Here is a 23,748-nt window from a genome sequence, read left to right on the forward strand (position 1 = left end):
AGACGAAGCCCAGATGGCGGAATTGGTAGACGCACTAGGTTCAGGTCCTAGCGGTGGCAACACTGTGGAGGTTCGAGTCCTCTTCTGGGCACCAATATTTAAGTGGCCCCGCGCAAGCGGGGCCACTTCTATTTGTACATCCGGAAAGACAGGCCCCCCTCGGGGCCTTTTTCGTTTTCGGCGCTTGTACGATCTCTGCGGGTTTTGGCTTGCGCGGCAAATCACACAGGCGTTCACCATCCCCGGATGTTTGACCTATGCTCAAGTCTGATCGGGCATGGTTCAGAAACGCCCGGCAAGGTGGTTGCCATGAGAAAGCTGGCGTTGCGTGAGAGAGAGGAACGGTCTGGGAGCCATCCCGGATGGAAACCTTGTGCCGCGACAGACTGGGCACATCATCCGCCGCTCCGATGGTGGCTGCTCATGGCGCTGATGGCCGGCGCGGTCGTGGCCCATGCGGAGGAGGCGGACAGCTGGTTCTTGTCGGCTGTCGCGTCCGCGTCCGCGCCCGTGCCCACCGCCGAGGGCGCTGCGCCGCCCGACCTCGCCGCGGGGCATGCCAAGCCCCCCGGCCATCCCGATGCCCTCGCGCCACCACGCATGGTGGATGACGATGACGGTCCGGGGCTGCCCCGCCCGCACTATGCCTCGCTGTCCGCGCAGTCGCGGCCCGTGGACGATGCGCCGGGCCCAGGCGCCATCGATCGCCAGGTCGAGACCTATCGCGGCGCGCCCCGTCCTGCCCGGTTGCATCTCGACGACGTGACCTCCGCCACCGGCTTTGTCGACAGCAGCGTGCGCAGCATGGCGTTGGCGATGAACACACCGCTGTCGCGCAATGCCGAAGGGCTGACGCTGCAGTCGCGCGTGGAAATGGCCTATCGCCCCGGCATGTCGCCCGTCGCCAACAACTGGGACGCCGCGCCCGGCGAGGCCAGCGCCACCGGCCTGGCCGTCCGCCTCTACGGTTCCCGCCCGACGCGCATCTCCGGCGTCTATCCCTATGTGGAAGCCGACTGGTGGCAGGATAACCGCGCCAAGACCATCAACATCAACGGCACCCGCATCGACACCGACCTGCTGCGCGGACTGCTGTCTTTCAACGTCGGCGCCCAGCGCAATTCCATCACCGGCCTGAAGGTCTGGATGAAGGCGCGCGGCGGCCGTAACCCAGGCGCTACGCTGGGCGCGCGGTACCGCTGGTAGCTATGTCGATTTTTTTCATCAAACGCTTGCACGAAAGGCGAATTGCGATACAATTGCGGCCTCGCGTGCGGCTGTAGCTCAGTTGGATAGAGTACTTGGCTACGAACCAAGGGGTCGTGGGTTCGAATCCTGCCAGCCGCGCCACCTATACTGGAAGTCAATTGACGGCCTAGAGAGGACAGCCTCTCTAGGCCGTTTTTGTTTTCTGTGGGCGCCCCCTTGCAGCGCCTCCAGCGCGCTGCGCAACGCATAGTGGCTGTGGGCTAGGGGTCGACCCCCTCTCCATTGCGACCCTCGCTCCCGCATATCTAGAAATGCAGCAGCTAAATCGGACGGAGCCCACTTCGCCAGGAAGAAGTACTACGAGGCGCTCTCCGAAAAATTTGGGCGGTCCGTTAAGTCCCACCGGCTTGCCTTCCACCTCGGCGACCAACTTCTCGATCTGGGCCGCGACGTTTGCTCCCACGTTCTTGGCTGGCTTAAGACCGGATAACCAGTCCCTTCCCATGAGTGCCATGACGTAGGAGATATTTTGCATCCGGTACTCAAAGGGAGGGCCCTCTAATCCCGGCTTGACGAGGGCGCCGGCAAGCAGATAAATTCGCCAAACTATGCGCCGGTGCCTCGTTTCCCCCCGTCCTGACCTCGATGCGAACGCGTCGCAGCCGGGCTCGCGCGCCAAATCCAAAAAACAGTCGCTCACCTGACCGGAGCGCGCTGTTCCGTCAGTTGAGCGACGGAACAGCATCTGTGCCGAAGACGGTCTGCCAAATCCTTCCTGACTGTCTCGAGCGCGTCCCACTCTGTCGCTTGCCTGCGCGGTTTCCGAATCGGTCGATCCGGAGTATGCAATGCAAGAAATGGAATTTCTCTTCCGTGGAATCTGGCTACCGCTGGTCACGCCGTTTCGCGCCCATGAGGTGGATTACGTCGCGCTGCGGCGGCTGGTGGGTCATTACCGGAATAGTGGTCTGGCGGGGCTGGTGGTGTGCGGCAGCACCGGCGAAGCGGCCGCGCTGGACGAGGCGGAGCAACTGGCCGTCCTGGATACCGTGCTGGCCGAGGCCGGGGACTTGCCGGTCGTGATGGGTCTGGCGGGTAATCATTTGCGGAATGTGCTAGCTCGCCTGGACAGGCTTCGTGAACGTCCGCTGGCGGGCGTCCTGACGCCGGCACCGTATTACATCCGACCATCGCAGGAAGGTTTGCAGGGATATTTTCGAGAACTTGCTGACAGATCTCGGGCACCGCTACTGATATATGACATTCCCTACCGGACCGGCGTGACGCTCAGTCTCGAAACGCTGCTCATGCTCGCGGGCCACGGCAATATCCGGGGTATCAAGGACTGCGGCGGTAACGCCGAAACGACTCAGGCACTCATTGCAGATGGCCGCCTGGCCATGCTGGCAGGCGAGGATCATCAACTGCTTGCCACCCTGTGCATGGGCGGTCAGGGGGCGATTATCGCGTCCGCGCACATTCGGCCTGATCTCTTTTCGGCGCTGTGGCAGGCAGTGGCCGACCAACGCCTGAGTGACGCCCAGCACCTCTTTCATACCTTGACGCCGCTGATCCGGCTGATGTTCGCACAGCCCAACCCTGGCCCGGTCAAGGCATTGCTGGCCAGACAGGGCTGGCTCTCTGACGAACTACGGTTGCCGATGACCCCGGCTTCAGCCGCGCTCGCTGGGCAATTGGCAGCGGTCTGCGAAGCCCTAGAGACGGTGCGACCGGATTCCTTGTCACAGCGCCAATAACGGTCAATGCCATAGTCCACAAATAATATGTATTGAAATTAATAGCTTACGAGTCGTTTTGAAAGTCGAGAAAAGGGGGGCAGGCCAACCCCCTTTTTTCGTTCACACAATCCCGAAATCCTTCACTTCCTGCCGATCCGTCGCGTCGCTACACTGGCCGCGTAGGAAATTTCTCAGGCAGTCCCAGACACCAAGGAGATAGGCATGGAGGCACGGAAGTGGGCGTTCCCGATGGCGGCGATGGCGACGGCGGCGGGGCTCTTGATGGGGCAGGTGGGGGTAGCGGGTGCCGAGGGCGGGACGATCCGGTTTGAGGGTGCCATCGTCGCATCGACCTGTGACATGGTGCCGCAGGCCGGGGCGCGGCCGACGCTCCAGTCGCGCTGTCCCGTGCCGGGCGGTGCCGTCGTGCGGACCCTGGCATTGCCGGCGGCTGGGGAGGGCGCGTCCGTGGGCCGTTATCACCTCGATGTCCGGCCGGCCGATGGCCCCGTCGCCCCTGTCGGCACCCCCGCGGGCTATGTCGTGATCGCCACCTACCTCTAGCGCCGGGCCCCGGACCCGGCAGCCCTTGCCGCTGTTCGCCCGCAGCGTGTTCGGTTCCACCCTTAATCGGGCCGCCGGGACATTGACACGGGCGGATCGGCGGGCACATCATTCGTCCGGAAGAGATGCGCCTCCGGGGCGACAAGCGACGTTTACCCGTCCGTTTGCCCGTCTATCCGGAAGGCCGCCAGTCCAAAGGGAAACGGGGTCATGAATCCTTCGATACGCAATCTGGCCAGCGTGGTCGCGCTGGCCGTCCTGCTCTCCGCATGCTCGTCCACCAACGAGCGTGCGACCACCGCCACGGCCGTGGAGCAGCCGCCCTCCGACCAGGCCATGAAGGCCCTGTCCGCGGAGGTGTTCACCTACGGCTATCCGCTCGTGCTGATGGACGTGACGCGCGAGGTGATGACGGCCCGCACGCCGGCCAACACCTTCGTTCACAAGCGCAGTTTCCCGGATGCCATGTTCACCGACGTGGTCAGCCCCAACGCCGATACGCTGTATTCGACGGCCTGGCTGGACCTGACGAAGGAACCCGTGGTCCTGTCCGTGCCCGATACCGCCGGCCGCTACTACCTGATGCCGCTGATGGATGCGTGGACCAATGTGTTCGCGTCGCCGGGCAAGCGCACCACCGGCACCAAGCGCGGCGCGTTCGCCATCGTCGGACCGGACTGGCAGGGCACGCTGCCCAAGGGCGTGAAGGAAATCCGCTCGCCGACCGCCATGGTCTGGCTGATTGGCCGCACGCAGACCAACGGGAAGCAGGACTTCCCGACCGTGCACCGCCTCCAGGACCAGTACCGCCTGATTCCGCTTTCCGCCTGGCAGAAGGGCGCCCGCGTGGCGCCGCCGGCCGCGCCGCCGCGCGCCACGCTGATCGACACCCAGACGCCGCCCGTCGAGCAGGTGGCCGCCATGGACGCGCAGGCGTTCTTCACGCGCATGGCTGATTTGCTGGAGGCCAACCCGCCGGCGCCCGAGGATGCGGCGATGGTCGGGAAGATGCGCCGCATGGGGATCGAGGCCGGCGAGCCGTTCAAGACCACGGTGCTGGAGCCGTCCACGGCGCGCGCCGTGCAGGAAGGCGCCACCGCTGCGCTGGCCGGGATTGCCGCCGAAGCGCGCAAGGGCGCAGCCGGCAGCACCGGCTGGCGCGTCTCGCGCGACCTCGGCAGCTACGGCACCGACTACACCAGGCGCGCCGCCGTCGCCATGGTGGGCCTGGGCGCGAACCTGGCCGAGGACGCGGTCTACCCCGCCACGCGCGCCGATGCCACGGGCCGGCCGTTCGATGGCGGCAGCCGCTACGTGCTGCATTTCGAGAAAGGGCAGTTGCCACCGGTCAAGGCGTTCTGGTCGCTCACGCTCTACAACAACAAGCAGGCGTTTGTCAGCAACCCGATCCAGCGCTACGCGCTCGGCAGCCGAGACCGCCTGCGCTACAACCGCGACGGCTCGCTCGACATCTATATCCAATACGAGCGCCCGGACGGCGCGCGCGCGGCCAACTGGCTGCCGGCGCCGCCCGATGGCTTCAACCTCGTGCTGCGCGCCTACTGGCCGGACCAGGCCATGCTGGACGGCAAATGGGCGCCGCCGGCGGTGCAGCGCGTGAACTGACGCGTGACCTGCCGAGCAACCTGACGGCGCCCCGCCGTCAGAACTTGAACTTCACGCCAGCGTAGAACGCGCGCCCCACGCCGGGGTAGAACACCGAGGTGTTGGCGGTGCGCGCATCGGCCACGGTGCCGAAGTCACTGATGTAGCGCTTGTCGGCCAGGTTGCGGGCGTCGAGGAACAGCGTGACGCCGCGCTGGAATTCGTAGCTGGCCTGGATCCCGAACAGCACGTAGGCCGGCACCTTCATCGTGTTGGCGTAGTCCACGTAGGCGCCGGTCGGCACCCAGTCGATCGTTCCCGCCACCCGCAACCCCGCAGCCTGGCTATACGCGAGCGTCGTGCGGAGCACGTGTTTCGGGATGCCGGCGATGCGGTTGTTGCCGTACACCGGGTCGTTGTCGAAGCGGAAATCGCTGAAATTCCACAGTTGCGACACGGTGATCTTGTCGCCGGGGCCGGCCACGTTGCGCAGCACGTCGGCGCTGGCGCCCAGCTCCACGCCCTGCAGGATGGTGCGATTGGCGTTGAAGGTGGAAGCCGGCACATCCGGGCTGACCGTGTATTGCAGCAGCTGGTCGCGCACGAGGGAGCGGTACACCGTCAGATCCCAGCCGAAGCGGTCCACCTGGCCGCGCGTGCCGGCCTCCAGCGTCCAGCCGCGCTGCGCGGCCAGCGGCACGAACTGGTTGGTCGCCCCGATGGTCTGGTTCAGATCGGAAAAATCCGGGACATCGGCGCTGCGCGTGATGTCGAGGAAGGCCTGCACGTCCTTGCGCGGTTCCCAGAGCACGCCGAACTTCGGATTCACGCCGCTATAGGTGGCGCCGTCCGACTTGGGCGTGGGGCTGGCGGGCAGGCCGCCGTAGTCCTGGTATTCGCGCCGGTTGCGGTACGCCTTGGCGCCGGCCATCAGCGCCACGGTGGGCACCACGTAGAGCCGGTCTTCCAGGTACGCCTCGTAGTTATACGCATCCTGCGCCGCGTTCAGCGTTTGCGCGCCCCGGCTGCCGTTCACGTTCACGTACTGGCGCGCGTCGTTATTGCCGCCGAAGAAGCGCGCACCCGCGATCAGCTGGTTGCGCATGCCGCCCAGCGTGAAATTGCCCGTGTAGCGCGGCGCGAAGCCGTAGGTCCAGTAATCCTGGTCGATGACCTGGAAGATCGGGTGGTACAGGCTCTTGTGGATGACCCAGGTGCTGAAGTCGAGCTGGCCGTTGTCGAGCTTCACGGTCGTCACGTTGGCCAGCCGCTCGGTGCGCGTGTTGCGGGCCTGATCGCCCGCCAGCGCGCTGGCGGAGGCCATGCGCGGGTTGTTCAGCGCGTCGTTCAGGCTCAGGGTGCCGGGCAGCAGCTGGTCGACGATGTACGCGCCGAAGTAGAAGCGCGTTTCCACGGACGGGCTGAAGCGGTAGCCGAGGTTCGCGTTGAGCTGCTCGTACTGGCCGCGTTCGTGGTTCCGGTAGCCCTCCGAATGGTTCACGGTCAGGTTGGCCAGGAAGTCCCACGCGCCGATCTGGCGCGACACCTGCCCGCTCGCGCGGATCGTGCCGAAGCTGCCGCCGTCCACGCGCGCCATGTTCGGCGCCTCGGCGTTCAGGGCGGTCGGGGTGGTGAAGTTGATCGCGCCGCCCAGCGTGGTGCTGCCATAGGCGAGGCCGTTGCCGCCCTTGTAGATCTCCGCCGCCGACAGGCCAATCGGATCGATCTGATAGAAGTCGCCGCTGCCATCGGCGAAGTTGGTCGGTACGCCGTCCTGGAGGATGTCGATGCCGCGCGTGTGGAAGCCGCGCGCCACGCCCGAGCCGCGCACCGATAGCCGCAGTTCCTGGCCGTAGCGTTCCTGGACGTAGATGCCGGGTGCATCTTTTAGCACATCTCGCAGATCGCTGGCGTAGGTGTTGCTATATGACGCCGCGTCGACGAACCCCACCGAGCCAGCGGATTCGAACAGCGACCGACGCTGCTGGCCGATGTTCGGCGCGGTCAGCGATCCCGCTGCCGGCGCCGTCGCGGTGACGGTTGGCAGCACGGTTTCGGGTGCGGGTTGGGGCGCGCTGGCAGCCTGGCCCAGCGCAGCCGTGGACAAGGCGGCCGCGGGCAGGACTGCCACGCGGCGCCAAGGATTGGCTCGTTTCATGACTTCCTCTTGGAATTTTTCCCGAGAGGATACGGGCTGGCCAGCGCGCGCACCATGTGACACAAGGACACAGCTGCGCGCGCAGGGCGCCGTTTTTCCAGCCGATTTCCTGACCTAGCTCTGACCTCGCTCTGGCCCTAACTCCGGCCTAAACCGCCGCTTGCCCCGCGCACGCCGGGCCGCATGCCGCCGTGTGCGTATGGCCGACAGCCGCGCCGACAACCCCGCCGACAGCCGCGCCGACAACCCCGCCGGTCGGCGCGCTGGCCGGGCGATCCACCCGCTTCCACGACACCGGCGTCTGCCCGGCCAGCTTGCCGCGCAACTGCCGCGCCGCCGTCACCATATTGGCCAGCGCCGCCTCGGTCTCCGGCCAGCCGCGCGTCTTCAGTCCGCAGTCCGGGTTGACCCACAGCCGTTGCGGCGGAATGACCTCGCAGGCGCGCTCGAGCAGCCGCGTCACGGCTTCCACGGTCGGCACGCGCGGGGAGTGGATGTCGTAGACGCCCGGGCCAATCTCGTTCGGATAGTCGAATTCGCCGAAGCCCTCCAGCAGTTCCATGGCGGAGCGCGAGGTCTCGATGGTGATCACGTCCGCGTCCATGGCGGCGATGGCCGGCAGGATGTCATTGAACTCCGCATAGCACATATGGGTGTGGATCTGCGTGGCGTCGGCCACGCCGGCGGCCGACAGCCGGAAGGCGTTGACAGCCCAGTCCAGGTAGGCCGCCCAGTCCGCGCGGCGCAGCGGCAGGCCCTCGCGCAATGCCGGTTCGTCGATCTGGATCACGCGGATGCCGGCCGCCTCCAGATCACGCACCTCGTCGCGGATGGCCAGCGCCAGTTGCCGCGCCGTGGTGGCGCGCGGCTGGTCGTCCCGCACGAAGGACCATTGCAGCATCGTCACCGGGCCGGTGAGCATGCCCTTCATCGGCTTGTCGGTCAGCGACTGCGCGTAGCGGGCGGTCTCCACCGTCATCGGTTCGGGGCGGTACACATCGCCATAGATCACCGGCGGCTTCACGCAGCGCGAGCCGTAGCTCTGCACCCAGCCGTTCTCGGTAAAGGCGTAGCCGCATAGCTGTTCGCCGAAATATTCGACCATGTCGTTGCGCTCGGCCTCGCCGTGGACCAGTACGTCCAGCCCCAGCGCTTCCTGCTTGCGCACCGCCAGTTCGATCTCGCCGCGAATCCGTTCGAGATATTCCAGCGCGCCGATGTCGCCGCGCTTGTAGGCCGCGCGGGTCTGGCGGATGGCCGGCGTCTGCGGGAACGAGCCGATGGTGGTGGTCGGCAGCGCCGGCAGGGCCAGCGCGGCGCGCTGGCGCTCGATGCGGAGGTCGAAGGCACTGGCGCGGTCGGCCATGCCGGCGGTCACGTCGGCCAGCCGCTTCTGCACCTGCTGGTTCACCACGCGGCGCGAGGTGCGGCGCGCGGCCTGGGCTGCATCGCTGGCCGCGAGGGCTTCGGCGACGGCTGGCTCGCCCTGGTTCAGCGCCGTGGCCAGCGTATGCAGTTCATCGAGCTTCTCGGTGGCGAAGGCTAGCCAATTCCTGAGTTCCGGGTCGAGCCGCTGTTCGGCATCGAGCGAAACCGGCACGTGCAGCAGCGAGCAGGACGGGGCGATCCACAGCCGATTCCCCAGTTGCGCGTGCAGCGGCTTCAGGGTGTCCAGCACGGCGCGCAGGTCGGCCCGCCAGATATTGCGGCCATCGATCACGCCGACGGACAGCACGGCGTCAGCCGGCAGCACGGCTTGCCACGCGGCCAGTTGCTGCGGCGCGCGCACCAGATCGATATGAAAACCGTGCACCGGCAGCGCGGCGGCACGGGCGGCGTGGGGCGCGGCGGTGTCGAAGTAGGTGGCCAGCAGCAGCTTGACCCCGGCAGCGGCCAGCGTGGGGTAGGCGGCGTCGAAGGCGTCGAGCCAGGGCGCGTCGAGGTCCAGGCACAGGGCCGGCTCGTCGATCTGCACCCATTCGATGCCGCGCGCCTTGAGCTGGGCGAGGATGCGGGCGTAGGCCGCTACCACCTTCGGCAGCAGGCTCAGGCGGTCGAACCCTGCCACGTGGGATTTAGACAGCCACAGGTAGGTCACCGGCCCGATCAACACCGGACGCGTGGGCAGGCCCAGCGCCAGCGCCTCGTCGATTTCGTCGAGATACCAGGACGGACCGCCGTCGAAGGCGGATTCGGCATCGAGTTCCGGCACCAGGTAGTGGTAGTTCGTATCGAACCACTTGGTCATTTCCATGGCCGGCTGGCCCGCGTTGCCGCGCGCCAGTTCGTAGTATTGCGAGAGCGTCAGCGCGGCCGGGTCGAAGCCGAACCGCCGGGGCAGGGCGCCCAGCAGTGCGGTGGTGCCGAGCATCTGGTCATACCAGGCGAAGTCGCCGGCGGCCACGGTGGCCAGGCCCGCATTGGCCTGCAACTGCCAGTGGCGGCGGCGCAGCGCGGCGCCGGTCTCGCGCAGCGCGGCTTCGGGCGTCTCGCCGCGCCAGAACGCCTCCTGCGAGAATTTCAGTTCACGGCGCGCGCCGATGCGCGGAAAGCCGAGGATGTGGGTGCGTGCCATGTGTGGGCTCCAGAGATGGGAAATGTTCGATCTGGCGCACAGTCTCTGATGGCGAGTAGAATGAATCAAGCGACATGTTTTAAACAATGTATGAATTTCATTCAAGTTACAGGGTGTAGTCAACGCCAATGATCGAAGTCCGCCATTTCCGCTCTCTCGTGGCGATTGCCGAGTCCGGCAAGCTGGCTACGGCGGCCGAGCGCGTTCATGTGAGCCAGTCGGCGCTCTCGCACCAGATAAAAGCCATCGAAGCCCATTACGGCATGCCGCTGTTCGACCGCACGCGCCAGGGTCTGCGCTTCACGCCGGCCGGCGAACGGCTGCTGGCACTGGCGCGCGAGGCGCTGGCCGCCATCAGCGCGGCCGAACGCGACCTGCTGCGGCTCAAGGGCGATACCCGGGGGGAGTTGCGCGTGGTGCTGGAGTGCCACACGTGTTTCGACTGGCTGATGCCGGTGATGGACGAGTTCCGCCGCCGCTGGCCCGAGGTGGAGATCGACCTCGTGGCGGGCTTCCACGCCGATCCGCTCGCACTGCTGGCGAACGGTAAGGCGGACATGGTGATCGGCTCCAAGCCGCCAGCCAAGCGCGGGTTGGAGGTAGCGCCGCTGTTCCGCTTCGAGATCCTGGCCGTCATCGCCAACGAACACCGGCTGCGCAACAAGCGGCGCCTGGATGCGGCGGACCTGGCCGGCGAAACGCTGATTACCTATCCGGTGCCGGAGCAGCGCATCGACCTGATCCGCGAGGTGCTGGAGCCTGCCGGCATCCATCTGCAACGCCGCACGGCCGAACTGACCGTGGCCGTGCTACAGCTCGTGGCCAGCCGGCGCGGGGTGGCTGCACTGCCGAACTGGGGCGTGAAGAACTACGTCGATCACGACTACGTGCTGGCCAAGCGCATCGGCGCCAAGGGCCTGTGGAGCGAGCTGTACGCGACCGTACCCGCGGCGATGGCCGACCGGCCCTATGTGGCGGACTTCGTCACCATCGTGCGCGACACCTGCGCGGCGGAACTCGACGGCATCGAACTGCTGGCGCCGGCCTGACGGGCCTGATCCGCCTTCGCCATCCTAAGCGGGCAGCGCTACCGCCTCGGGCAGCGTGACGGACATCAGGCCGTCGAGCCCATCGACGTCATCGCCGAACTCTGCATCCACGATCCGCACCTCCACGCCATGGCCGATGCGGCGCACGAACACGTGCAGCAGTTCCGGCACCGGCGCGCTGGCGGAGAACCGCACGCCCTGCGCGGCGTCGGCGTCGAAGCGCAGCGCCTGCAGCGTCAGGCCCGTGCGGCGGGCATTGGCGAGCACCCATTCCAGGCTGCCGAAGACATCGGCGGGATCGAGTTCAAGGGCGAGGTCGAGAGTGGGCAGCGACATGGCAGGCGGTCCGGATGTGATGCAGAAGATGTCCGGTAAATTTACCAGCGCGGGCGGAAAATGAGCTTCTGATTTTTCTCCAATGTTTGTGGAAATGGAGAAGAAATCGCGGTTTCGCATATAATCTGAGGAAAATTCTTCTTACGGAAGCGAATCTGCCATGTCGAACCTCCCCAAGCTCGATGACATCGACCGCCGCATCCTGCGCGAACTGCGCCGCGACGGGCGCATCTCCAATGCGAAGCTGGCCGAGCTGGTCGGCCTGTCCGCCACGCCCTGCTGGAACCGCGTGCGGGCGCTGGAGGAGGCGGGCGTGATCGAGAGTTACGCGGCGCTGCTGAATCAGAAGGCGCTGGGCCTGCCGGACACCGTGCTGATCGAAGTCACGCTGGACCGCCACGACGACGACATGTTCCGCCGCTTTGGCGAGGCGCTGGCTGAACTGCCCGAAGTGCTCGAGGCCCATCTGCTGACGGGCGAGTACGACTACCTGATCAAGGTGGCCGTGGCCGGCACCGAGGGCTACGAGGAATTCCTGCGCCACAAGCTCTACAAGCTGCCCGGCCTGCGGCACAGCCATTCGACCTTCGTGCTGCGCACGCTGAAGCGCGAACCCTCAGTCCAGCCGTAGTTACCTGGTCGCCTGGTCGATTTCCGAAAAATCAGCGCGGCGTGGCCAGTTTGCCCAGGCGGGGCGCCAGCGCCGTGGTAATGACGCCGAGCCCGATCAGCGCGAGGCCAATCGAAAGATCCGCGGAAATGCGCTCGTGCCAGGCCACTGCCGAGAGCAGCAGGCCGAGCAGCGGCACGCCGAGCATGGCGATGGACGTGGCGGCCGGCGGCAGCGACTGCGTGACATTGAGCACGACGATAAAGGTCAGCGCCGTGGCGAGCGGGCCGGTGTAGAGGATGACCGGCCAGATGTCCGCCATGGCGCCGAGGTCCGGCGTGCCATCGCGGAACAGGGCTAGCAACAGCAGCGGCACCGTGGCCACCGCGCATTCCCACGGAATCATGTCCGCGCCGAGCCGTACCGCGCGGTGCGCGCGCAGATGGATGATGCTGACCGACCACGCCAGCGACGCGCCCAACAGCATGGTCAGCCCCATCACGGTATGCAGTTCCCAGCCGCCCAGCGCGGGCGCCACGATCACGGCGATGCCGGCGTAGCTGAACGCCGTGGCCAGCCATTGCAGCCGCGAGGGCCGCTCGCCCAGCACCAGCGCGGACAGCGGAATCACCCAGATCGCCGTGGCGTAGGCCACCACCGAGGCCCGCCCCGGCGCCACGTATTGCAAGGCCCACAGCGCCAGCGCCGTGAAGGCGCCCATCTGCAACAGCCCCACGCTGACCACCAGCGGCCATTCCTGCCGCGTTGGCAGGCGCAGCCGGCGCAGCGCGCCGAGCACCACCACGCTGATCAGCGCTGCCGAGCCGAAGCGCAGCGCCGCGAACCACAGCGGGCTGACGTGGGTCAGGCCGAGCTTCATCACGGGCCAGTTGCCGCCCCAGATGGCGACGGCCCCGATCAGGGGCAGGAATTTCTTGAGTCCGGCGGCCGGAGCGGCGCCGGCGGGAGCTTGGGCAGACATCGGGAACGGGTTTCCGGGGCGGGTGCGGGTGCTGAAAAGTCTACGTCTGGTTGCGCCGCAGCAATTACCGGATTCGACTGCGCCGACCGCCGATTCCAGCATAGAATGCCGTTTTTTCACGAACGGGAAGCGCAACATGCTGGACATCGATCTTGACGCCACAGATATCCGGATCCTGAGCGAATTGCAGCGCGACGGCAGTCTCACCAATGTGGAGCTGGCCAGCCGCGTGAACCTGTCGCCGTCGCCCTGCCTGGCGCGGGTAAAGCAGCTGGAGAAATCGGGCGTGATCGCGCGCAAGGTCACGCTGCTGGACGCGCGCCGGCTCGGCCTCAAGGTGGTGGTCTTTATCTCGATCTCGCTCGACAAACAGCGCCGCGAGACATTGGACGAGTTCGAGCGCCGCATCGCCGCGCTGCCGCAGGTGATGGAGTGCTACCTGATGTCGGGCGATGCCGACTACCTGCTGCGGGTGGTAGTGCCCGATGTGGATTCGCTGGAGCGTCTGATCATCGATCAGATCACGCGCATTCCGGGCGTGGCCAGCATCCGCTCCAGCTTCGCGCTGAAGCAGGTGTTGTACAGCACGGCGCTGCCGCTGGGGTAGACATTGATGCGGCTGGGCCCCTGCTGCAATTTAAGGAAATGCCCATAGAAACAGGAAATTTGACTCGTGAGAATGCGCGGGCCCCCGGAAAGCCTCGCTCACAAGGCGGGGCGGACCGGCCCTTCCTTCTTACTCTTCGAGTCCATCCATGCAGGTGCTACCTCCAGTGCAGGCCCGCCGACAGTGCAGGGCAGTCAGCACGCCCTTGTCCGTGATTGCCACGGCTTGTCTCGTTTTTTCCCATTCCTCGTTCGCCCAGCAGGTCATTGCCAACGGCGTTCATGTTCAGATCGATGATGGCCGCTCCATCGACACCGGCAGCACGGTCGGGCGGGCAGGCGTCGCGGTCCTGGCCCAGGACGGGGGCTCCGTCAACATCCTCGACACCGGCGGCGCGGTCGCCATCGCCACGCATGGCGGCAACGGCCATGGGCTGGTGGCCGAGCGCGGCGGCATCATCACCATGCGTGGCGGCGGCATCAACGCCGAGCAAGGCATGGGCCTGTTTGCCAATGACGCGGGCAGCCGCATCGACCTCGACAACGTGCAGGTTTTCGCGGGCCAGACCCACGAAGGCGTCCGGGCCGACGACGGCGCGCGCATCGGCGTCACGGGCGGCACGGTGACCGCTGAAGCCGGCCATGGCGTGATGGCCTTCGCCGGCGGCGCCCGGATCGACGTGCGCGGCACTACCATCAACACCAGCGGCGACAATGTGAGCGCGGTGGAAGCCAACAGCGAGGCCACCGTCACCATCACGGGCGGCGTGATCAACACCAGCGGCCAGCGTGGCTACGGGCTGGAGGCGATTGGCCTGAGCAACGGCACCCTTGTTGAGGCCACCGGCACGCGCATCCGCACCACCGGCAGGGGGGCGCACGGCGCCCATGCCATGTCCGGCGCCATCCGGGCGGAGCAGGCCGATATCGTGACGACCGGCCAAGGCGCTGCCGGCATCTGGGTGGAGGGTTTCAACGACCAGCACGGCTACATCAGCAGGGTCGATGTCCTGGGCGGCAGCGTGCAGACGCAGGGCGCGCACGCCCACGGCCTGGGCGCGCTGTCGGGCGGCCAACTGCTGGTTAGCGACGTAGATGTGACGACCAGGGGGATGCGCGCCGCAGGCACCTTCGCCATGCACGGGGCGCACGTCGCGCTGGCCGGCGGTGCCGTGACCACCGAGGGCGCGGAAGCCTACGGGCTGGTGGCGATGGGCCAGCATCCCGTCAAGGCGCGGCACACCACGCTGGCGACGCACGGTGTCGACATCACCACGCACGGCGCGGGCGCCCATGGCGTGGTCCTGGCCGGCGCCGCCGATCTCCATCTGCTTCACGGTCCGGTCACGACACATGGTGCAGGCGCGGCGGCCCTGGTCGCCACGCCATACGGGCAGGGTACCGGCACCGCACTCGTGTCCGACGCGCAGCTGGTGGCGCACCAGGGCGCCGGCATCCTCGTGGAAGGCACCACGCTGGACGCCACGCTGCGGCGCGCGTCGGTATCCGGCGGCACGCGTGCCATCGACCTGATGAACGGCACCGCTGGCGCGCCGGCAACGCTGAACCTGGCGCTCGAATCGTCGACGCTGGACGGCGCGTCGCACCTCGAAACCGGCAGTACCTTCAACCTCTCGGTGGACGCCCAGTCGACCTGGAACACCCGGGGCGATGCCGTGGTGTCCAGCCTCGCCAACGGCGGTACGGTCAACCTCGTCACCGGCACGACCCCCGGCCACACGCTGACCGTGACGCGCGACTTCACCGGCACGGGCGGCACGGTAAGGCTCGCCACGCAGATGGGCGGCGATGCATCGGCCACCGACAAGATCGTGCTCGACGGCGCACGCGCCTCGGGCGATACCAGCCTGCTGATCCAGCATGCCGGCGGCGAAGGCGCGCAGACCGTGCAGGGCATTCGCCTTGTGCAGACGCGCAACGGCGGCGCCACGGACGCCACGGCATTCCGCCTGAACCCGGGCTCGGACGGCTACCGGCAGGGCGTGGGATCGATTGCCGCCGGCGCCTATGACTACCAACTGGTGCGGGGCGGCGAGGGTGGTCAGGCCGAAGACTGGTATCTGGTGGCTAATGTGCGATCCGACGGCCGGCCTGACGATGTCACGCCGCTGCCACCGCTGCGCCCCGAAGTGGGCGCCTATCTCAGTAACAAGCTCGCCGCCAGCACCCTGCTGTTCCACACCCTGCGCGACCGGCAGGGCGAGCGCACCGCCGCCGCCAGCACCGGCGACGCCAACCGCGCAGGCCGCCACGCCTGGCTGCGCACGGTCGGCACCACGGCCAGCCGCAACGGCGCGCTGGGCCTGACCGGCAGCGACAACCGCTACCTCGTGCATGCCGGCAGCGATGTGTTCAGCTGGCCGGTGGGCAAGGGCAGCATCCATGTGGGGGCGATGGGCGCATACGGCGGCAGCCGCAACGCCTCCCGCAACGGCCCGCTGGCCGCGCACGGCAAGGTCGATGGCGTCAGTGGGGGGATCTACGGCACCTGGTACGGCAACCGCCACACCGAAACCGGCCCTTACGTGGACACGTGGGTCATGTATGGCGCCTATGACAATGAAGTGAACGGCGCGGGCCTGCCCTCGGAGCGCTATCGCTCGTCGAACCTCGTGACCTCGATCGAAACCGGCCATGCCTTCCCGCTCCACCGTTCGGCGGACGTGCGTACCTATCTGGAGCCGCAGCTCCAGATCCTCTACGCAAACTACTGGGCGGACCGCCATGTCGAGCAGGGCGGCACCGTGGTCAGCCAGCTATCCGAGAGCAGCGTGACCACCCGCCTGGGCCTGCGCCTGCATGGCGATGTCAGCCATCCCGAGACCGCCGGCAGCCCCATCGGCGTGATGCGGCTGCTGCCGTTTGCCGAAATCAACTGGTGGCATGGCCCGGCGACCCAGACCGCGCAGTTCGACAGCCTCGTCGTCCGCGAGGAACTCCCCGCCAACCGTCTCGAAGCGCGGGTCGGCATGCAGGGCGATATCACGCGGCGCCTGACCGTGTGGGGCAGCGTCGGGTTCGAGGCAGGCGCCCAGGACTACACGGTCGGCAAGGCGCAACTGGGCATGCGCTACCGCTGGTAAGAAGGCCCCGCTGATGGCGATGGCTGTCCGGCGGGGTCAGAATCCCACCGGATAGCCATCCTTGCGGGAGTCCGATGCCGCCGCATAGCCGTGCGGCATCTTCATCGCCATCTGGGCTCCGCCGAAGTCGAGACTGTCGGCGGGCGCCTGTTCCACCTTGTGTCCCATGGCGCGCAGCCCCTCTACGGTGGCGGGCGGGCAATGGGCTTCCACGGCCACCCCCACGTTATCGTCCATCACGCGCCAGCGCGGCGCGTCACTGGCCGCCTGCGGGTTCTGGCCGAAATCCGCCAGCCGGCTGGTCATCTGCACGTGGCCCTGCGCCTGCATCGACCCGCCCATCACGCCGAACGACGCCAGCGGCGCACCGTCGCGCATCAGGAAGCCCGGAATGATGGTGTGGAACGGGCGCTTGCCCGGCGCCACCTGATTCGGGTGGCCGGCTTCCAGGCTGAAGCCCCAGCCCCGGTTGTGCAGCGCGATGCCCGTGCCGGGCACCACCACGCCTGAGCCGAAGCCTTTGAAGTTCGACTGGATGTACGACACCATCATCCCGTTGCGGTCGGCCGCGGTCAGGTAGACCGTGCCGCCCGTGTGCGGCTTGCCCGGGCCGGGATACGACGCCTGGTCGGGGCGAATGGCGCGCGCGCGTTCAGCCAGGTAGGCGGGATCGAGCAGCGCCTCGGGCGGCACCGCGTCGGGCCGGCGCATGGCGTCGATATCGCCCACATGGGCTTGCAGGTCGGCGAAGGCGAGCTTCATCGCCTCGATCTGCAGGTGCATGGTGCGGGCGCTGTCAAGGCCGGACCCGGCAATGTCCCAATGTTCGAGCATGCCCAGCGCCATCAGCGCGCCAATGCCCTGGCCGTTCGGGCCGATTTCATACAGTTCCAGGTCGCGGTAGGCCATGCGGATCGGCTCGACCCAGTCCGCGCGGTGGGCGGCGAGATCGGCTTCGTCGATGCGGCCCCCGGTGGCGCGGGCGTGGTCCGCAATCTTGCGTGCCAGTTCGCCGTGATAGAAGTCCTCGCCGCCGGAGCGGGCGATGCGGGTCAGCGTCTCCGCCTGCCCCGGGCAGATAAAGCGCTCGCCGGGCAGCGGCGCCCGGCCACGCGGGGCGAAGGATTCGGCAAAACCGGGCTCGTTGCGCAACACCGGCACCTGGGCCTGCCACTGGCGATGGACCGTATGCGAGACCACGTAGCCATGGGTGGCGTACTCGATGGCCGGCTCGAACAGGTCCTCGAACGGCAGCGAGCCGAAGCGTTCCCACGTGGTGCGCCAGCCCGAGACCGCGCCGGGCACCGTCACGCTGTCCCAGCCGGTAAAGGGCATGGCGCTATGGCGGGCGAACGATTCGGGCGTCCAGGCGCGCGGCGCGCGGCCGGAGGCGTTGAGACCGTGCAGCGTCTCGCCGTCCCAGATCAGCGCGAAGGCGTCGCCGCCAATGCCGTTCATGCATGGTTCCACCACAGTCAGCGCGATGGCGGTGGCCAGCGCGGCATCCACGGCATTGCCGCCCCGCGCGAGCATGCGCAAGCCGGCGGCTGCTGCCAACGGTTGCGACGTGGCGATCACATTGTCGGCAAGCACCGGCAAGCGGCGCGCCGTGTACGGAAAATCCCAGAAAGCGGTCATGAACGGCTCGGACAAATTCGAAAAAATGGGCGGCGCCAGCCAGGCTGGGGACGAATCGGGCCGCCGCCCCGGGAGGGTTGCTGAACAGCGGTGAGACCGGGCGGGGCTCAGTCCACCTTGACCTTCGCGGCCTGCGCCACCTTGGCCCAGTCGCGCATTTCCTCGTTGATCATGCGGCCGAACTTGTCCGGCGCCGAATAGACGATCTGCACGCCCTGCGCGTCCATGGTGTCGACCAGATCGGGCTGGGCCAGCACGGCCTTGGTGGCGGCGGCCAGCTTCTCGATCACCGCCGGCGGGGTGCCCTTGGGGGCCACCAGGCCGAACAGGTTGTTGGCGCGGAAGTCCTGGATGCCGGCTTCGCCCATGGTCTGGGCCTCGGGCAGGGACTTCACGCGCTGGTCTGACGCCACCGCCAGCAGGCGCAGCTTGCCCGCCTTCACGTGCGGCAGGGCCGACGGAATGCTGTCGAACATCATCGCGGAACGGCCCGCCATCAGGTCCGGCAGCGCGAACGAGCTGCCCTTATAGGGCACATGCACCACGTCCACCCCGGTGCGCAGCCGGAACAGCTCCGACTCCAGGTGCGACAGCGTGCCCGACCCCTGCGAGGCAAAGTTGTACTGCCCCGGCGAGGCCTTGAGGTACTTCACCAGTTCCGGCACGGTTTTCACGGGCAGCGTGGACGGCACCACAAGGATGTGCGGCACATTGCCGATACCGGCGATCGGCACGAAATCCTTGGCGAGGTTGGCCGGCTGGTTGCTATAGGTAACCGCGGCGATGGCGGCGTTGCTGACGGCGGCCATGTAGAGCGTGTAGCCGTCCGGCGCGGCCTTGGCGGCGTAGCCCATGCCCAGCGCGCCGCCGGCCCCCGGGCGGTTTTCCACCACCACCGGCTGCTTGAGCACCTGCGAGAGCCGCGTACCCACGGCGCGGGCCAGCACGTCGGTGGCGCCGGCGGGCGGGAACGACAGCACAAGCTGGATCGGACGATCCGGATACTCGGCCAGCGCAGCCGGTGCAGCCAGGGCGCCCGAGAGGCCGGCGGCGGCGGCGAGCACGGGCAGGGCGCGGCTCAGGATGGTGCGCGCATGCGCCGGAGCGGTGCGGGCGGGCAGGAGAGACGACTTCAACATGATGGAGAGACTCCGAGGGCGATGGGTTGCGGAACATCTGACGCACCGGCCGCTGTCTCGCGGGCTCTGTCGCGCCTGTCATGCCAGGGGCCGGGCCCCATGGGGCGGCCTGCTGTTGGGAGTGGGATCGATTCTAGGCACGGTCCGTGCATCGTGGGATGCAAATTGGCCATGAACCTATGCGAAACCGGAATAGGGCTTGCGCATCCGGGCGCCGCAGGAGTCCGTGGCCCGGTCATGGGGTTGCATCATGCAGTTGAAATGGATTGAAGACCTGCTTGTGCTGGAACGCACGCGCAGTTTCTCGCGTGCCGCCGAGTTGCGGCACATCACGCAGTCGGCGCTGTCGCGCCGCATCCGCTCGCTGGAGGACTGGGTGGGCGCCGAACTGGTGGACCGCAACACCTACCCGCTGGCGCTGACGCGGGCCGGTGCGGCCTTCTGCGAGACCGCCGGGCAGGCTGCGGACCTGCTGCTGGACGCCCGCGCCGCCTTGCGGCGCGAGGCGTCGCTGCCGGGCAATGCCATCGACATCGCGGCCGGGCACACGCTCTCGCTGGCCTTCCTGCCGGCCTGGCTCAAGCGCTGCCAGCAACGCTTTGGCGACTTCCACGCGCGCGTGGTGGCGGCCAATGTGCTGGATGCGGTGGTGGCCCTCTCCGAAGGCCACTGCGACCTCATGCTCGGCTACAACCACCCGCGCGTGCCGGTATCGCTCGATGCGGAGCGTTTTCTGAGCCTGACCGTGGGCGCCGACACGCTGCTGCCGGTCTCCGCGCCCCGGCCCGATGGCCGCCCGCGCTACGCCGTGCCCCCTGCCGTGCCCCCTGCCGTGCCCGCCGCCGTGCCCCCTGCCACCCGGGGCGACGCGCCACCCATCCCCTTCCTGGCCTACACGCCCAACACCACGCTCGGGCGCGTGCTCGACACCGTGCTGGAGACGCACAACGCGCACCGGGGGCTGGTGCGCTGCTATGAGGCCGACATGGCCATGCTGCTGCTCAAGATGGCCACCGAGGGCCATGGGCTGGCGTGGCTGCCGCTGAGCACCGCCGCCGAGGCGCTGGCCGATGGCACGCTGGTGCATGCCGGCGATGCCTCCTGGTACGCGGAACTCGAGATCGTCGCCTATCGGCCCGTCATCAGCAGCAATCCCACGCTGCTGGAGTTCTGGCGGATGCTGGAGACACCCGGGTCGGCCACGCCCCGGCTGGTCTCGTCGCGGGCAGAGGTGTCGGCCGTGCTGGCTTCCGCCGCGTAGCTATCGTCGCTATCGTAGCGAATCGACGAGTTTTTCCCGTACGGCGGCTTGCAGCGCCGGCAGCAGCTCCGCTTCGAACCATGGATGCTGGCGCATCCATCCCACCACCCGCCAGGACGGATGCGGCAGCGGGAACACATGCGGCCCGGCCGCGCGGAAGTTGAGGACGGCATCCGTCATCGATCCGCCGGAACCCTTCGGCAAATAGCGCGCCTGGGCGTAGCTGCCGACCAGCAGCGTCAGGCGGTCCGGCGGCAGGTGCTGCAGGATGGCTTCGTGCCAGAGCGGCGCGCATTCGCGGCGCGGCGGCAGGTCGCCGCTCGCGCCTTTGCCCGGATAGCAGAACCCCATCGGCATCAGGGCCACGCGGCTGGCATCGTAGAACACGTCGGGGGTAAGGCCGGTCCAGGCGCGCAGGCGGTCGCCGCTGGAGTCGTCGAATGGCACGCCGCTGGCGTGCACGCGTGAGCCCGGCGCCTGCCCGATGATCAGGATGCGTGACGTGGCGCTGAACTGCACCACGGGGCGCGGCCCGGCGGCGAGGTCGGCCGCGCAGCGCGTGCAGGCGGCGATCTCGTGGCGCAGGCGCTGCACGGCATCGGCGGCGAAACCCGGGGAGGAGGGTGGAGAAGAGGGGGCGGACGAGGGTGGGGACGGCATGGCCATTCTGCGAAATTCCTGAGGCATGCGTATATTACTGGTCCATGCGCCGGCGCTCTGGCCGGCCGCCAGAATGAAAGGATCAGACGTATGACGACGCAAACCGAAACCGCCATCCTCGCCGGCGGCTGCTTCTGGGGCATGCAGGACCTGCTGCGCCGCTATCCGGGCGTGCTCTCCACGCGCGTGGGCTACTCCGGCGGCGATGTGCCGAACGCGACCTATCGCAACCATGGCACCCATGCGGAAGCCATCGAGATCGTGTTCGACCCGAAGCAGATCAGCTATCGCCAGATCCTCGAATTCTTCTTCCAGATCCACGATCCGACCACCAGGAACCGGCAAGGCAACGATATCGGCACCAGCTACCGCTCCGCCATCTTCTATATGGATGACGAGCAGAAGCAGGTGGCCGAGGACACCGTGGCGGATGTGAACGCCTCCGGGCTGTGGCCGGGCAAGGCGGTGACGGAGATCGTCCAGGCCGGCCCGTTCTGGGAGGCGGAGCCCGAGCACCAGGACTACCTGGAGCGGATTCCGAATGGCTATACCTGCCACTTCGTGCGCCCCAACTGGAAGCTGCCGGCGCGCGTGTAATCCCCCCGCTGCCACACGGCCGGTGTGCCGATGAGGAGGCTGTATGTCGGATTCCCCTGAACGCTTCGACGCCATCATCATCGGCACCGGCCAGGCGGGCCCGTCGCTGGCGGGCCGGCTGACGCAGGCCGGCATGACCGTGGCGATCATCGAGCGCCATCAGGTGGGCGGCACCTGCGTCAACGTGGGCTGCACGCCAACCAAGGCACTCGTCGCCAATGCCTATGCGGCCCATCTGGCGGCGCGCGCGGCGGACTACGGCGTGATGCTGCCGGGGCCGGCCCGCATCGACATGGCGCGGGTCAGCGCCCGTGTGGCGGAGATCAGCGGCAAGTCCCGCGCGGGGCTGGAGGGCTGGCTTGGCGGCATGCAAGGCTGCACGCTGATCCGTGGCCACGCCCGGCTGGAGAGCCCCCGCACCGTGCGCGTGGGCGACCGCCTGCTACGCGCGAACAAGATTTTTCTCAATGTGGGCGGCCGCGCGCTGGCACCGAAGGAAATCGGCGGGCTCGCCGACGTCCCCTATCTGACGAATACGAACATGGTGGCGATGACCGAGGTGCCCGGGCACCTGATCGTCATCGGCGGCAGCTATGTGGGACTGGAGTTCGCGCAGGTGTTCCGCCGGCTCGGCGCGCAGGTCACGGTGGTGGAGCGCGGCAAGCACCTGATTGCGCGGGAAGATCCTGAGGTCTCCCTGCAAGTGCGGGAGATCCTGGAAGCGGAAGGCATCCGCATCCGCTGCGGCGCGGAGTGCATCCAACTGCACCCGCATGCCGACGGCGCGGCGGTGGGCGTGAACGGCCCGGGTTGCCCGGCCGGCGCGGAGCAGATCGCCGGCACCCACGTGCTGCTGGCCGTGGGCCGCCGGCCGAACACCGACGACCTGGGCCTGGACAAGGCCGGCGTGGCCACCGATGCGCGCGGCTATATCGATGTGGACAACCAGCTGCGCACCAGCGTGGAAGGCATCTGGGCACTGGGCGACTGCAACGGGCGCGGCGCCTTTACCCACACCGCCTACAACGATTTCGAGGTGGTGGCGGCCAATCTGCTCGATGGCGCCCAGCGCTCGGTGGGCGACCGGATTCCCGTCTACGCGCTGTTCACCGACCCGCCGCTGGGCCGCGTGGGCATGACCGAAGCCCAGGCGCGGCAGGCGGGCCACCGGGTGCGCATCGGCATGCGGCCCATGACGCGCGTGGCGCGGGCCGTGGAGAAGGGCGAGGCGCAGGGCTCGATGCGGGTGGTGGTGGATGCCGACACCGACAAGATCCTCGGCGCTGCCATCCTCGGCCCGGGCGGCGACGAGGCGGTGCACATGGTGCTGGCCGCGATGGCGGGCGGCATGACCGCCACGCAGATGACCCAGACCATGGCCATCCATCCCACGGTATCGGAGTTGATTCCGACGATATTCGGGGAGTTGTCGAAGCCGCGCTGAGCTTCGCCGACGCCCGACTATTTTCATATCTGCCGCAAAAAGTCTAACTACAAGACCGCAAATCGCTGCGATAGAGTCACACAGGCTGTTGCGCCCCGAGCGCTGAATACAACACAACCTGGGAGACATCCATGACCTCGAAACTCGTAGCTGCCGCGTGCCTTGCGGCGATTGCCGCTTTCACGTCCACGGCCGCCAGTGCGCAGCAGCAAAAACCGGCCAACGCGCAGGAGGCCAAGGCCGCCTTCGCTGCGAAATTCAAGGCCGCCGATACCAATCAGGACGGCAAGCTGAGCCGCGAGGAGGCTGAGGCCGGCATGCCGGAGGTCTACAAGAACTACGACAAGATCGACACCAAGAAGACCAACGGCATTACGCAGAAGCAGATCGGCGCCTACTTTGCGGCGAGAGCCAAGCAGCAGCGCGCAGCGAAGGATCCGGGCAGCCTGAACTGATCCCTTCCCGGCCATCG

19 protein-coding genes and 2 tRNA genes are annotated in these 23,748 nt (G+C 67.5%); 14 read left to right on the forward strand and 7 right to left on the reverse strand.

The features are described from left to right. The first annotated feature begins 7 nt into the window (after nt 1–7). The 6 genes from AB4120_RS13470 (at nt 8) to AB4120_RS13495 (ending at nt 5,138) form a co-directional block, all read left to right on the forward strand. Nucleotides 8–94: transfer RNA gene (locus AB4120_RS13470), tRNA-Leu, on the forward strand. A gap of 329 nt (nt 95–423) precedes the next feature. After that, the gene (locus AB4120_RS13475; RefSeq protein ID WP_262389802.1) at nt 424–1,206 is read left to right on the forward strand and encodes a hypothetical protein; all 783 of its coding nucleotides are present in this window, start codon (nt 424–426) and stop codon (nt 1,204–1,206) included. A gap of 67 nt (nt 1,207–1,273) precedes the next feature. After that, nucleotides 1,274–1,350: transfer RNA gene (locus AB4120_RS13480), tRNA-Arg, on the forward strand. A 707-nt stretch (nt 1,351–2,057) separates the two neighbouring features. Beyond that, nucleotides 2,058–2,966, forward strand: a complete 909-nt coding sequence (dapA, locus tag AB4120_RS13485) for a 4-hydroxy-tetrahydrodipicolinate synthase (protein ID WP_149139235.1) — start codon at nt 2,058–2,060, stop codon at nt 2,964–2,966. A 204-nt stretch (nt 2,967–3,170) separates the two neighbouring features. Then, complete coding sequence (locus tag AB4120_RS13490; protein ID WP_149139236.1) at nt 3,171–3,512, forward strand: hypothetical protein; 342 nt, start codon at nt 3,171–3,173, stop codon at nt 3,510–3,512. Between the two features lie 210 nt (nt 3,513–3,722). Continuing rightward, the gene (locus tag AB4120_RS13495) at nt 3,723–5,138 is read left to right on the forward strand and encodes a DUF1254 domain-containing protein (RefSeq protein WP_149139237.1); all 1,416 of its coding nucleotides are present in this window, start codon (nt 3,723–3,725) and stop codon (nt 5,136–5,138) included. 37 nt (nt 5,139–5,175) lie between these two features. Here AB4120_RS13495 and AB4120_RS13500 read toward each other — a convergent pair whose 3' ends face one another. Both AB4120_RS13500 and metE read right to left on the reverse strand, forming a co-directional pair. Beyond that, nucleotides 5,176–7,275, reverse strand: coding sequence for a TonB-dependent receptor family protein (locus AB4120_RS13500; protein ID WP_149139238.1), 2,100 nt, complete (start codon nt 7,273–7,275; stop codon nt 5,176–5,178). A 148-nt stretch (nt 7,276–7,423) separates the two neighbouring features. Further along, nucleotides 7,424–9,850, reverse strand: coding sequence for a 5-methyltetrahydropteroyltriglutamate--homocysteine S-methyltransferase (gene metE, locus AB4120_RS13505; protein ID WP_149139239.1), 2,427 nt, complete (start codon nt 9,848–9,850; stop codon nt 7,424–7,426). A 128-nt stretch (nt 9,851–9,978) separates the two neighbouring features. On the opposite strand from metE, the gene AB4120_RS13510 reads away from it, so the two are divergent. Then, nucleotides 9,979–10,899, forward strand: a complete 921-nt coding sequence (locus tag AB4120_RS13510; protein WP_441642368.1) for a LysR family transcriptional regulator — start codon at nt 9,979–9,981, stop codon at nt 10,897–10,899. A gap of 24 nt (nt 10,900–10,923) precedes the next feature. On the opposite strand, the gene AB4120_RS13515 is transcribed toward AB4120_RS13510, so the two are convergent. After that, nucleotides 10,924–11,235, reverse strand: coding sequence for an AsnC family transcriptional regulator (locus AB4120_RS13515; RefSeq protein WP_149139240.1), 312 nt, complete (start codon nt 11,233–11,235; stop codon nt 10,924–10,926). A gap of 160 nt (nt 11,236–11,395) precedes the next feature. Here AB4120_RS13515 and AB4120_RS13520 point away from each other — a divergent pair, with 160 nt between their 5' ends. Then, nucleotides 11,396–11,866: an Lrp/AsnC family transcriptional regulator gene (locus AB4120_RS13520; protein WP_092300665.1), complete on the forward strand. Its 471-nt coding sequence runs from the start codon at nt 11,396–11,398 to the stop codon at nt 11,864–11,866. A gap of 31 nt (nt 11,867–11,897) precedes the next feature. Here AB4120_RS13520 and AB4120_RS13525 read toward each other — a convergent pair whose 3' ends face one another. Beyond that, a complete protein-coding gene (locus tag AB4120_RS13525) occupies nt 11,898–12,827 on the reverse strand; it encodes a DMT family transporter (protein WP_441642369.1) in 930 nt (309 codons plus the stop codon). A gap of 136 nt (nt 12,828–12,963) precedes the next feature. Here AB4120_RS13525 and AB4120_RS13530 point away from each other — a divergent pair, with 136 nt between their 5' ends. Together AB4120_RS13530 and AB4120_RS13535 are read left to right on the forward strand one after the other, a co-directional pair. After that, nucleotides 12,964–13,434, forward strand: coding sequence for an Lrp/AsnC family transcriptional regulator (locus tag AB4120_RS13530; protein WP_149139241.1), 471 nt, complete (start codon nt 12,964–12,966; stop codon nt 13,432–13,434). 148 nt (nt 13,435–13,582) lie between these two features. Continuing rightward, nucleotides 13,583–16,537 (forward strand): autotransporter family protein, encoded by a 2,955-nt coding sequence (locus AB4120_RS13535; protein ID WP_441642370.1) that lies wholly within the window; start codon nt 13,583–13,585, stop codon nt 16,535–16,537. A 36-nt stretch (nt 16,538–16,573) separates the two neighbouring features. On the opposite strand, the gene AB4120_RS13540 is transcribed toward AB4120_RS13535, so the two are convergent. Together AB4120_RS13540 and AB4120_RS13545 are read right to left on the reverse strand one after the other, a co-directional pair. Next, entirely contained in the window at nt 16,574–18,175 is a 1,602-nt protein-coding gene (locus tag AB4120_RS13540; RefSeq protein ID WP_149139244.1) for a gamma-glutamyltransferase family protein, read from the reverse strand. Nucleotides 18,176–18,282: 107 nt separating this feature from the next. Next, a complete protein-coding gene (locus AB4120_RS13545; RefSeq protein ID WP_149139245.1) occupies nt 18,283–19,314 on the reverse strand; it encodes a Bug family tripartite tricarboxylate transporter substrate binding protein in 1,032 nt (343 codons plus the stop codon). 250 nt (nt 19,315–19,564) lie between these two features. On the opposite strand from AB4120_RS13545, the gene AB4120_RS13550 reads away from it, so the two are divergent. Further along, a complete protein-coding gene (locus tag AB4120_RS13550; protein WP_441642371.1) occupies nt 19,565–20,575 on the forward strand; it encodes a LysR substrate-binding domain-containing protein in 1,011 nt (336 codons plus the stop codon). Between the two features lie 9 nt (nt 20,576–20,584). Here the strand turns inward: AB4120_RS13550 and AB4120_RS13555 are convergent, their stop codons facing one another. Next, nucleotides 20,585–21,241: a uracil-DNA glycosylase family protein gene (locus AB4120_RS13555; RefSeq protein WP_441642372.1), complete on the reverse strand. Its 657-nt coding sequence runs from the start codon at nt 21,239–21,241 to the stop codon at nt 20,585–20,587. 84 nt (nt 21,242–21,325) lie between these two features. Here AB4120_RS13555 and msrA point away from each other — a divergent pair, with 84 nt between their 5' ends. The 3 genes from msrA to AB4120_RS13570 all read left to right on the forward strand — a co-directional run bounded on the left by msrA (nt 21,326) and on the right by AB4120_RS13570 (nt 23,731). After that, nucleotides 21,326–21,832 carry a peptide-methionine (S)-S-oxide reductase MsrA gene (gene msrA / locus AB4120_RS13560; protein WP_144202292.1) on the forward strand — a complete coding sequence of 169 codons (507 nt, stop codon included), beginning with the start codon at nt 21,326–21,328 and terminating at the stop codon, nt 21,830–21,832. A gap of 43 nt (nt 21,833–21,875) precedes the next feature. Next, nucleotides 21,876–23,276 carry an FAD-containing oxidoreductase gene (locus tag AB4120_RS13565; protein ID WP_441642373.1) on the forward strand — a complete coding sequence of 467 codons (1,401 nt, stop codon included), beginning with the start codon at nt 21,876–21,878 and terminating at the stop codon, nt 23,274–23,276. A 131-nt stretch (nt 23,277–23,407) separates the two neighbouring features. Then, complete coding sequence (locus AB4120_RS13570) at nt 23,408–23,731, forward strand: calcium-binding protein (protein ID WP_149139247.1); 324 nt, start codon at nt 23,408–23,410, stop codon at nt 23,729–23,731. Nucleotides 23,732–23,748 lie beyond the last annotated feature (17 nt).

The sequence above is a fragment of the Cupriavidus sp. 2KB_3 genome (genome assembly GCF_052115685.1).
Taxonomy (GTDB): Bacteria; Pseudomonadota; Gammaproteobacteria; order Burkholderiales; family Burkholderiaceae; genus Cupriavidus; species Cupriavidus campinensis.

Coding starts and splice junctions, on each gene's coding strand:
- AB4120_RS13475 (WP_262389802.1), top strand. CDS start 424: ATGGCGCTGATGGCCGGCGCGGTCGTGGCCCATGCGGAGGAGGCGGAC.
- dapA (WP_149139235.1), top strand. CDS start 2,058: ATGCAAGAAATGGAATTTCTCTTCCGTGGAATCTGGCTACCGCTGGTC.
- AB4120_RS13490 (WP_149139236.1), top strand. CDS start 3,171: ATGGAGGCACGGAAGTGGGCGTTCCCGATGGCGGCGATGGCGACGGCG.
- AB4120_RS13495 (WP_149139237.1), top strand. CDS start 3,723: ATGAATCCTTCGATACGCAATCTGGCCAGCGTGGTCGCGCTGGCCGTC.
- AB4120_RS13500 (WP_149139238.1), bottom strand. CDS start 7,275: ATGAAACGAGCCAATCCTTGGCGCCGCGTGGCAGTCCTGCCCGCGGCC.
- metE (WP_149139239.1), bottom strand. CDS start 9,850: ATGGCACGCACCCACATCCTCGGCTTTCCGCGCATCGGCGCGCGCCGT.
- AB4120_RS13510 (WP_441642368.1), top strand. CDS start 9,979: ATGATCGAAGTCCGCCATTTCCGCTCTCTCGTGGCGATTGCCGAGTCC.
- AB4120_RS13515 (WP_149139240.1), bottom strand. CDS start 11,235: ATGTCGCTGCCCACTCTCGACCTCGCCCTTGAACTCGATCCCGCCGAT.
- AB4120_RS13520 (WP_092300665.1), top strand. CDS start 11,396: ATGTCGAACCTCCCCAAGCTCGATGACATCGACCGCCGCATCCTGCGC.
- AB4120_RS13525 (WP_441642369.1), bottom strand. CDS start 12,827: ATGTCTGCCCAAGCTCCCGCCGGCGCCGCTCCGGCCGCCGGACTCAAG.
- AB4120_RS13530 (WP_149139241.1), top strand. CDS start 12,964: ATGCTGGACATCGATCTTGACGCCACAGATATCCGGATCCTGAGCGAA.
- AB4120_RS13535 (WP_441642370.1), top strand. CDS start 13,583: ATGCAGGTGCTACCTCCAGTGCAGGCCCGCCGACAGTGCAGGGCAGTC.
- AB4120_RS13540 (WP_149139244.1), bottom strand. CDS start 18,175: ATGACCGCTTTCTGGGATTTTCCGTACACGGCGCGCCGCTTGCCGGTG.
- AB4120_RS13545 (WP_149139245.1), bottom strand. CDS start 19,314: ATGTTGAAGTCGTCTCTCCTGCCCGCCCGCACCGCTCCGGCGCATGCG.
- AB4120_RS13550 (WP_441642371.1), top strand. CDS start 19,565: ATGCAGTTGAAATGGATTGAAGACCTGCTTGTGCTGGAACGCACGCGC.
- AB4120_RS13555 (WP_441642372.1), bottom strand. CDS start 21,241: ATGGCCATGCCGTCCCCACCCTCGTCCGCCCCCTCTTCTCCACCCTCC.
- msrA (WP_144202292.1), top strand. CDS start 21,326: ATGACGACGCAAACCGAAACCGCCATCCTCGCCGGCGGCTGCTTCTGG.
- AB4120_RS13565 (WP_441642373.1), top strand. CDS start 21,876: ATGTCGGATTCCCCTGAACGCTTCGACGCCATCATCATCGGCACCGGC.
- AB4120_RS13570 (WP_149139247.1), top strand. CDS start 23,408: ATGACCTCGAAACTCGTAGCTGCCGCGTGCCTTGCGGCGATTGCCGCT.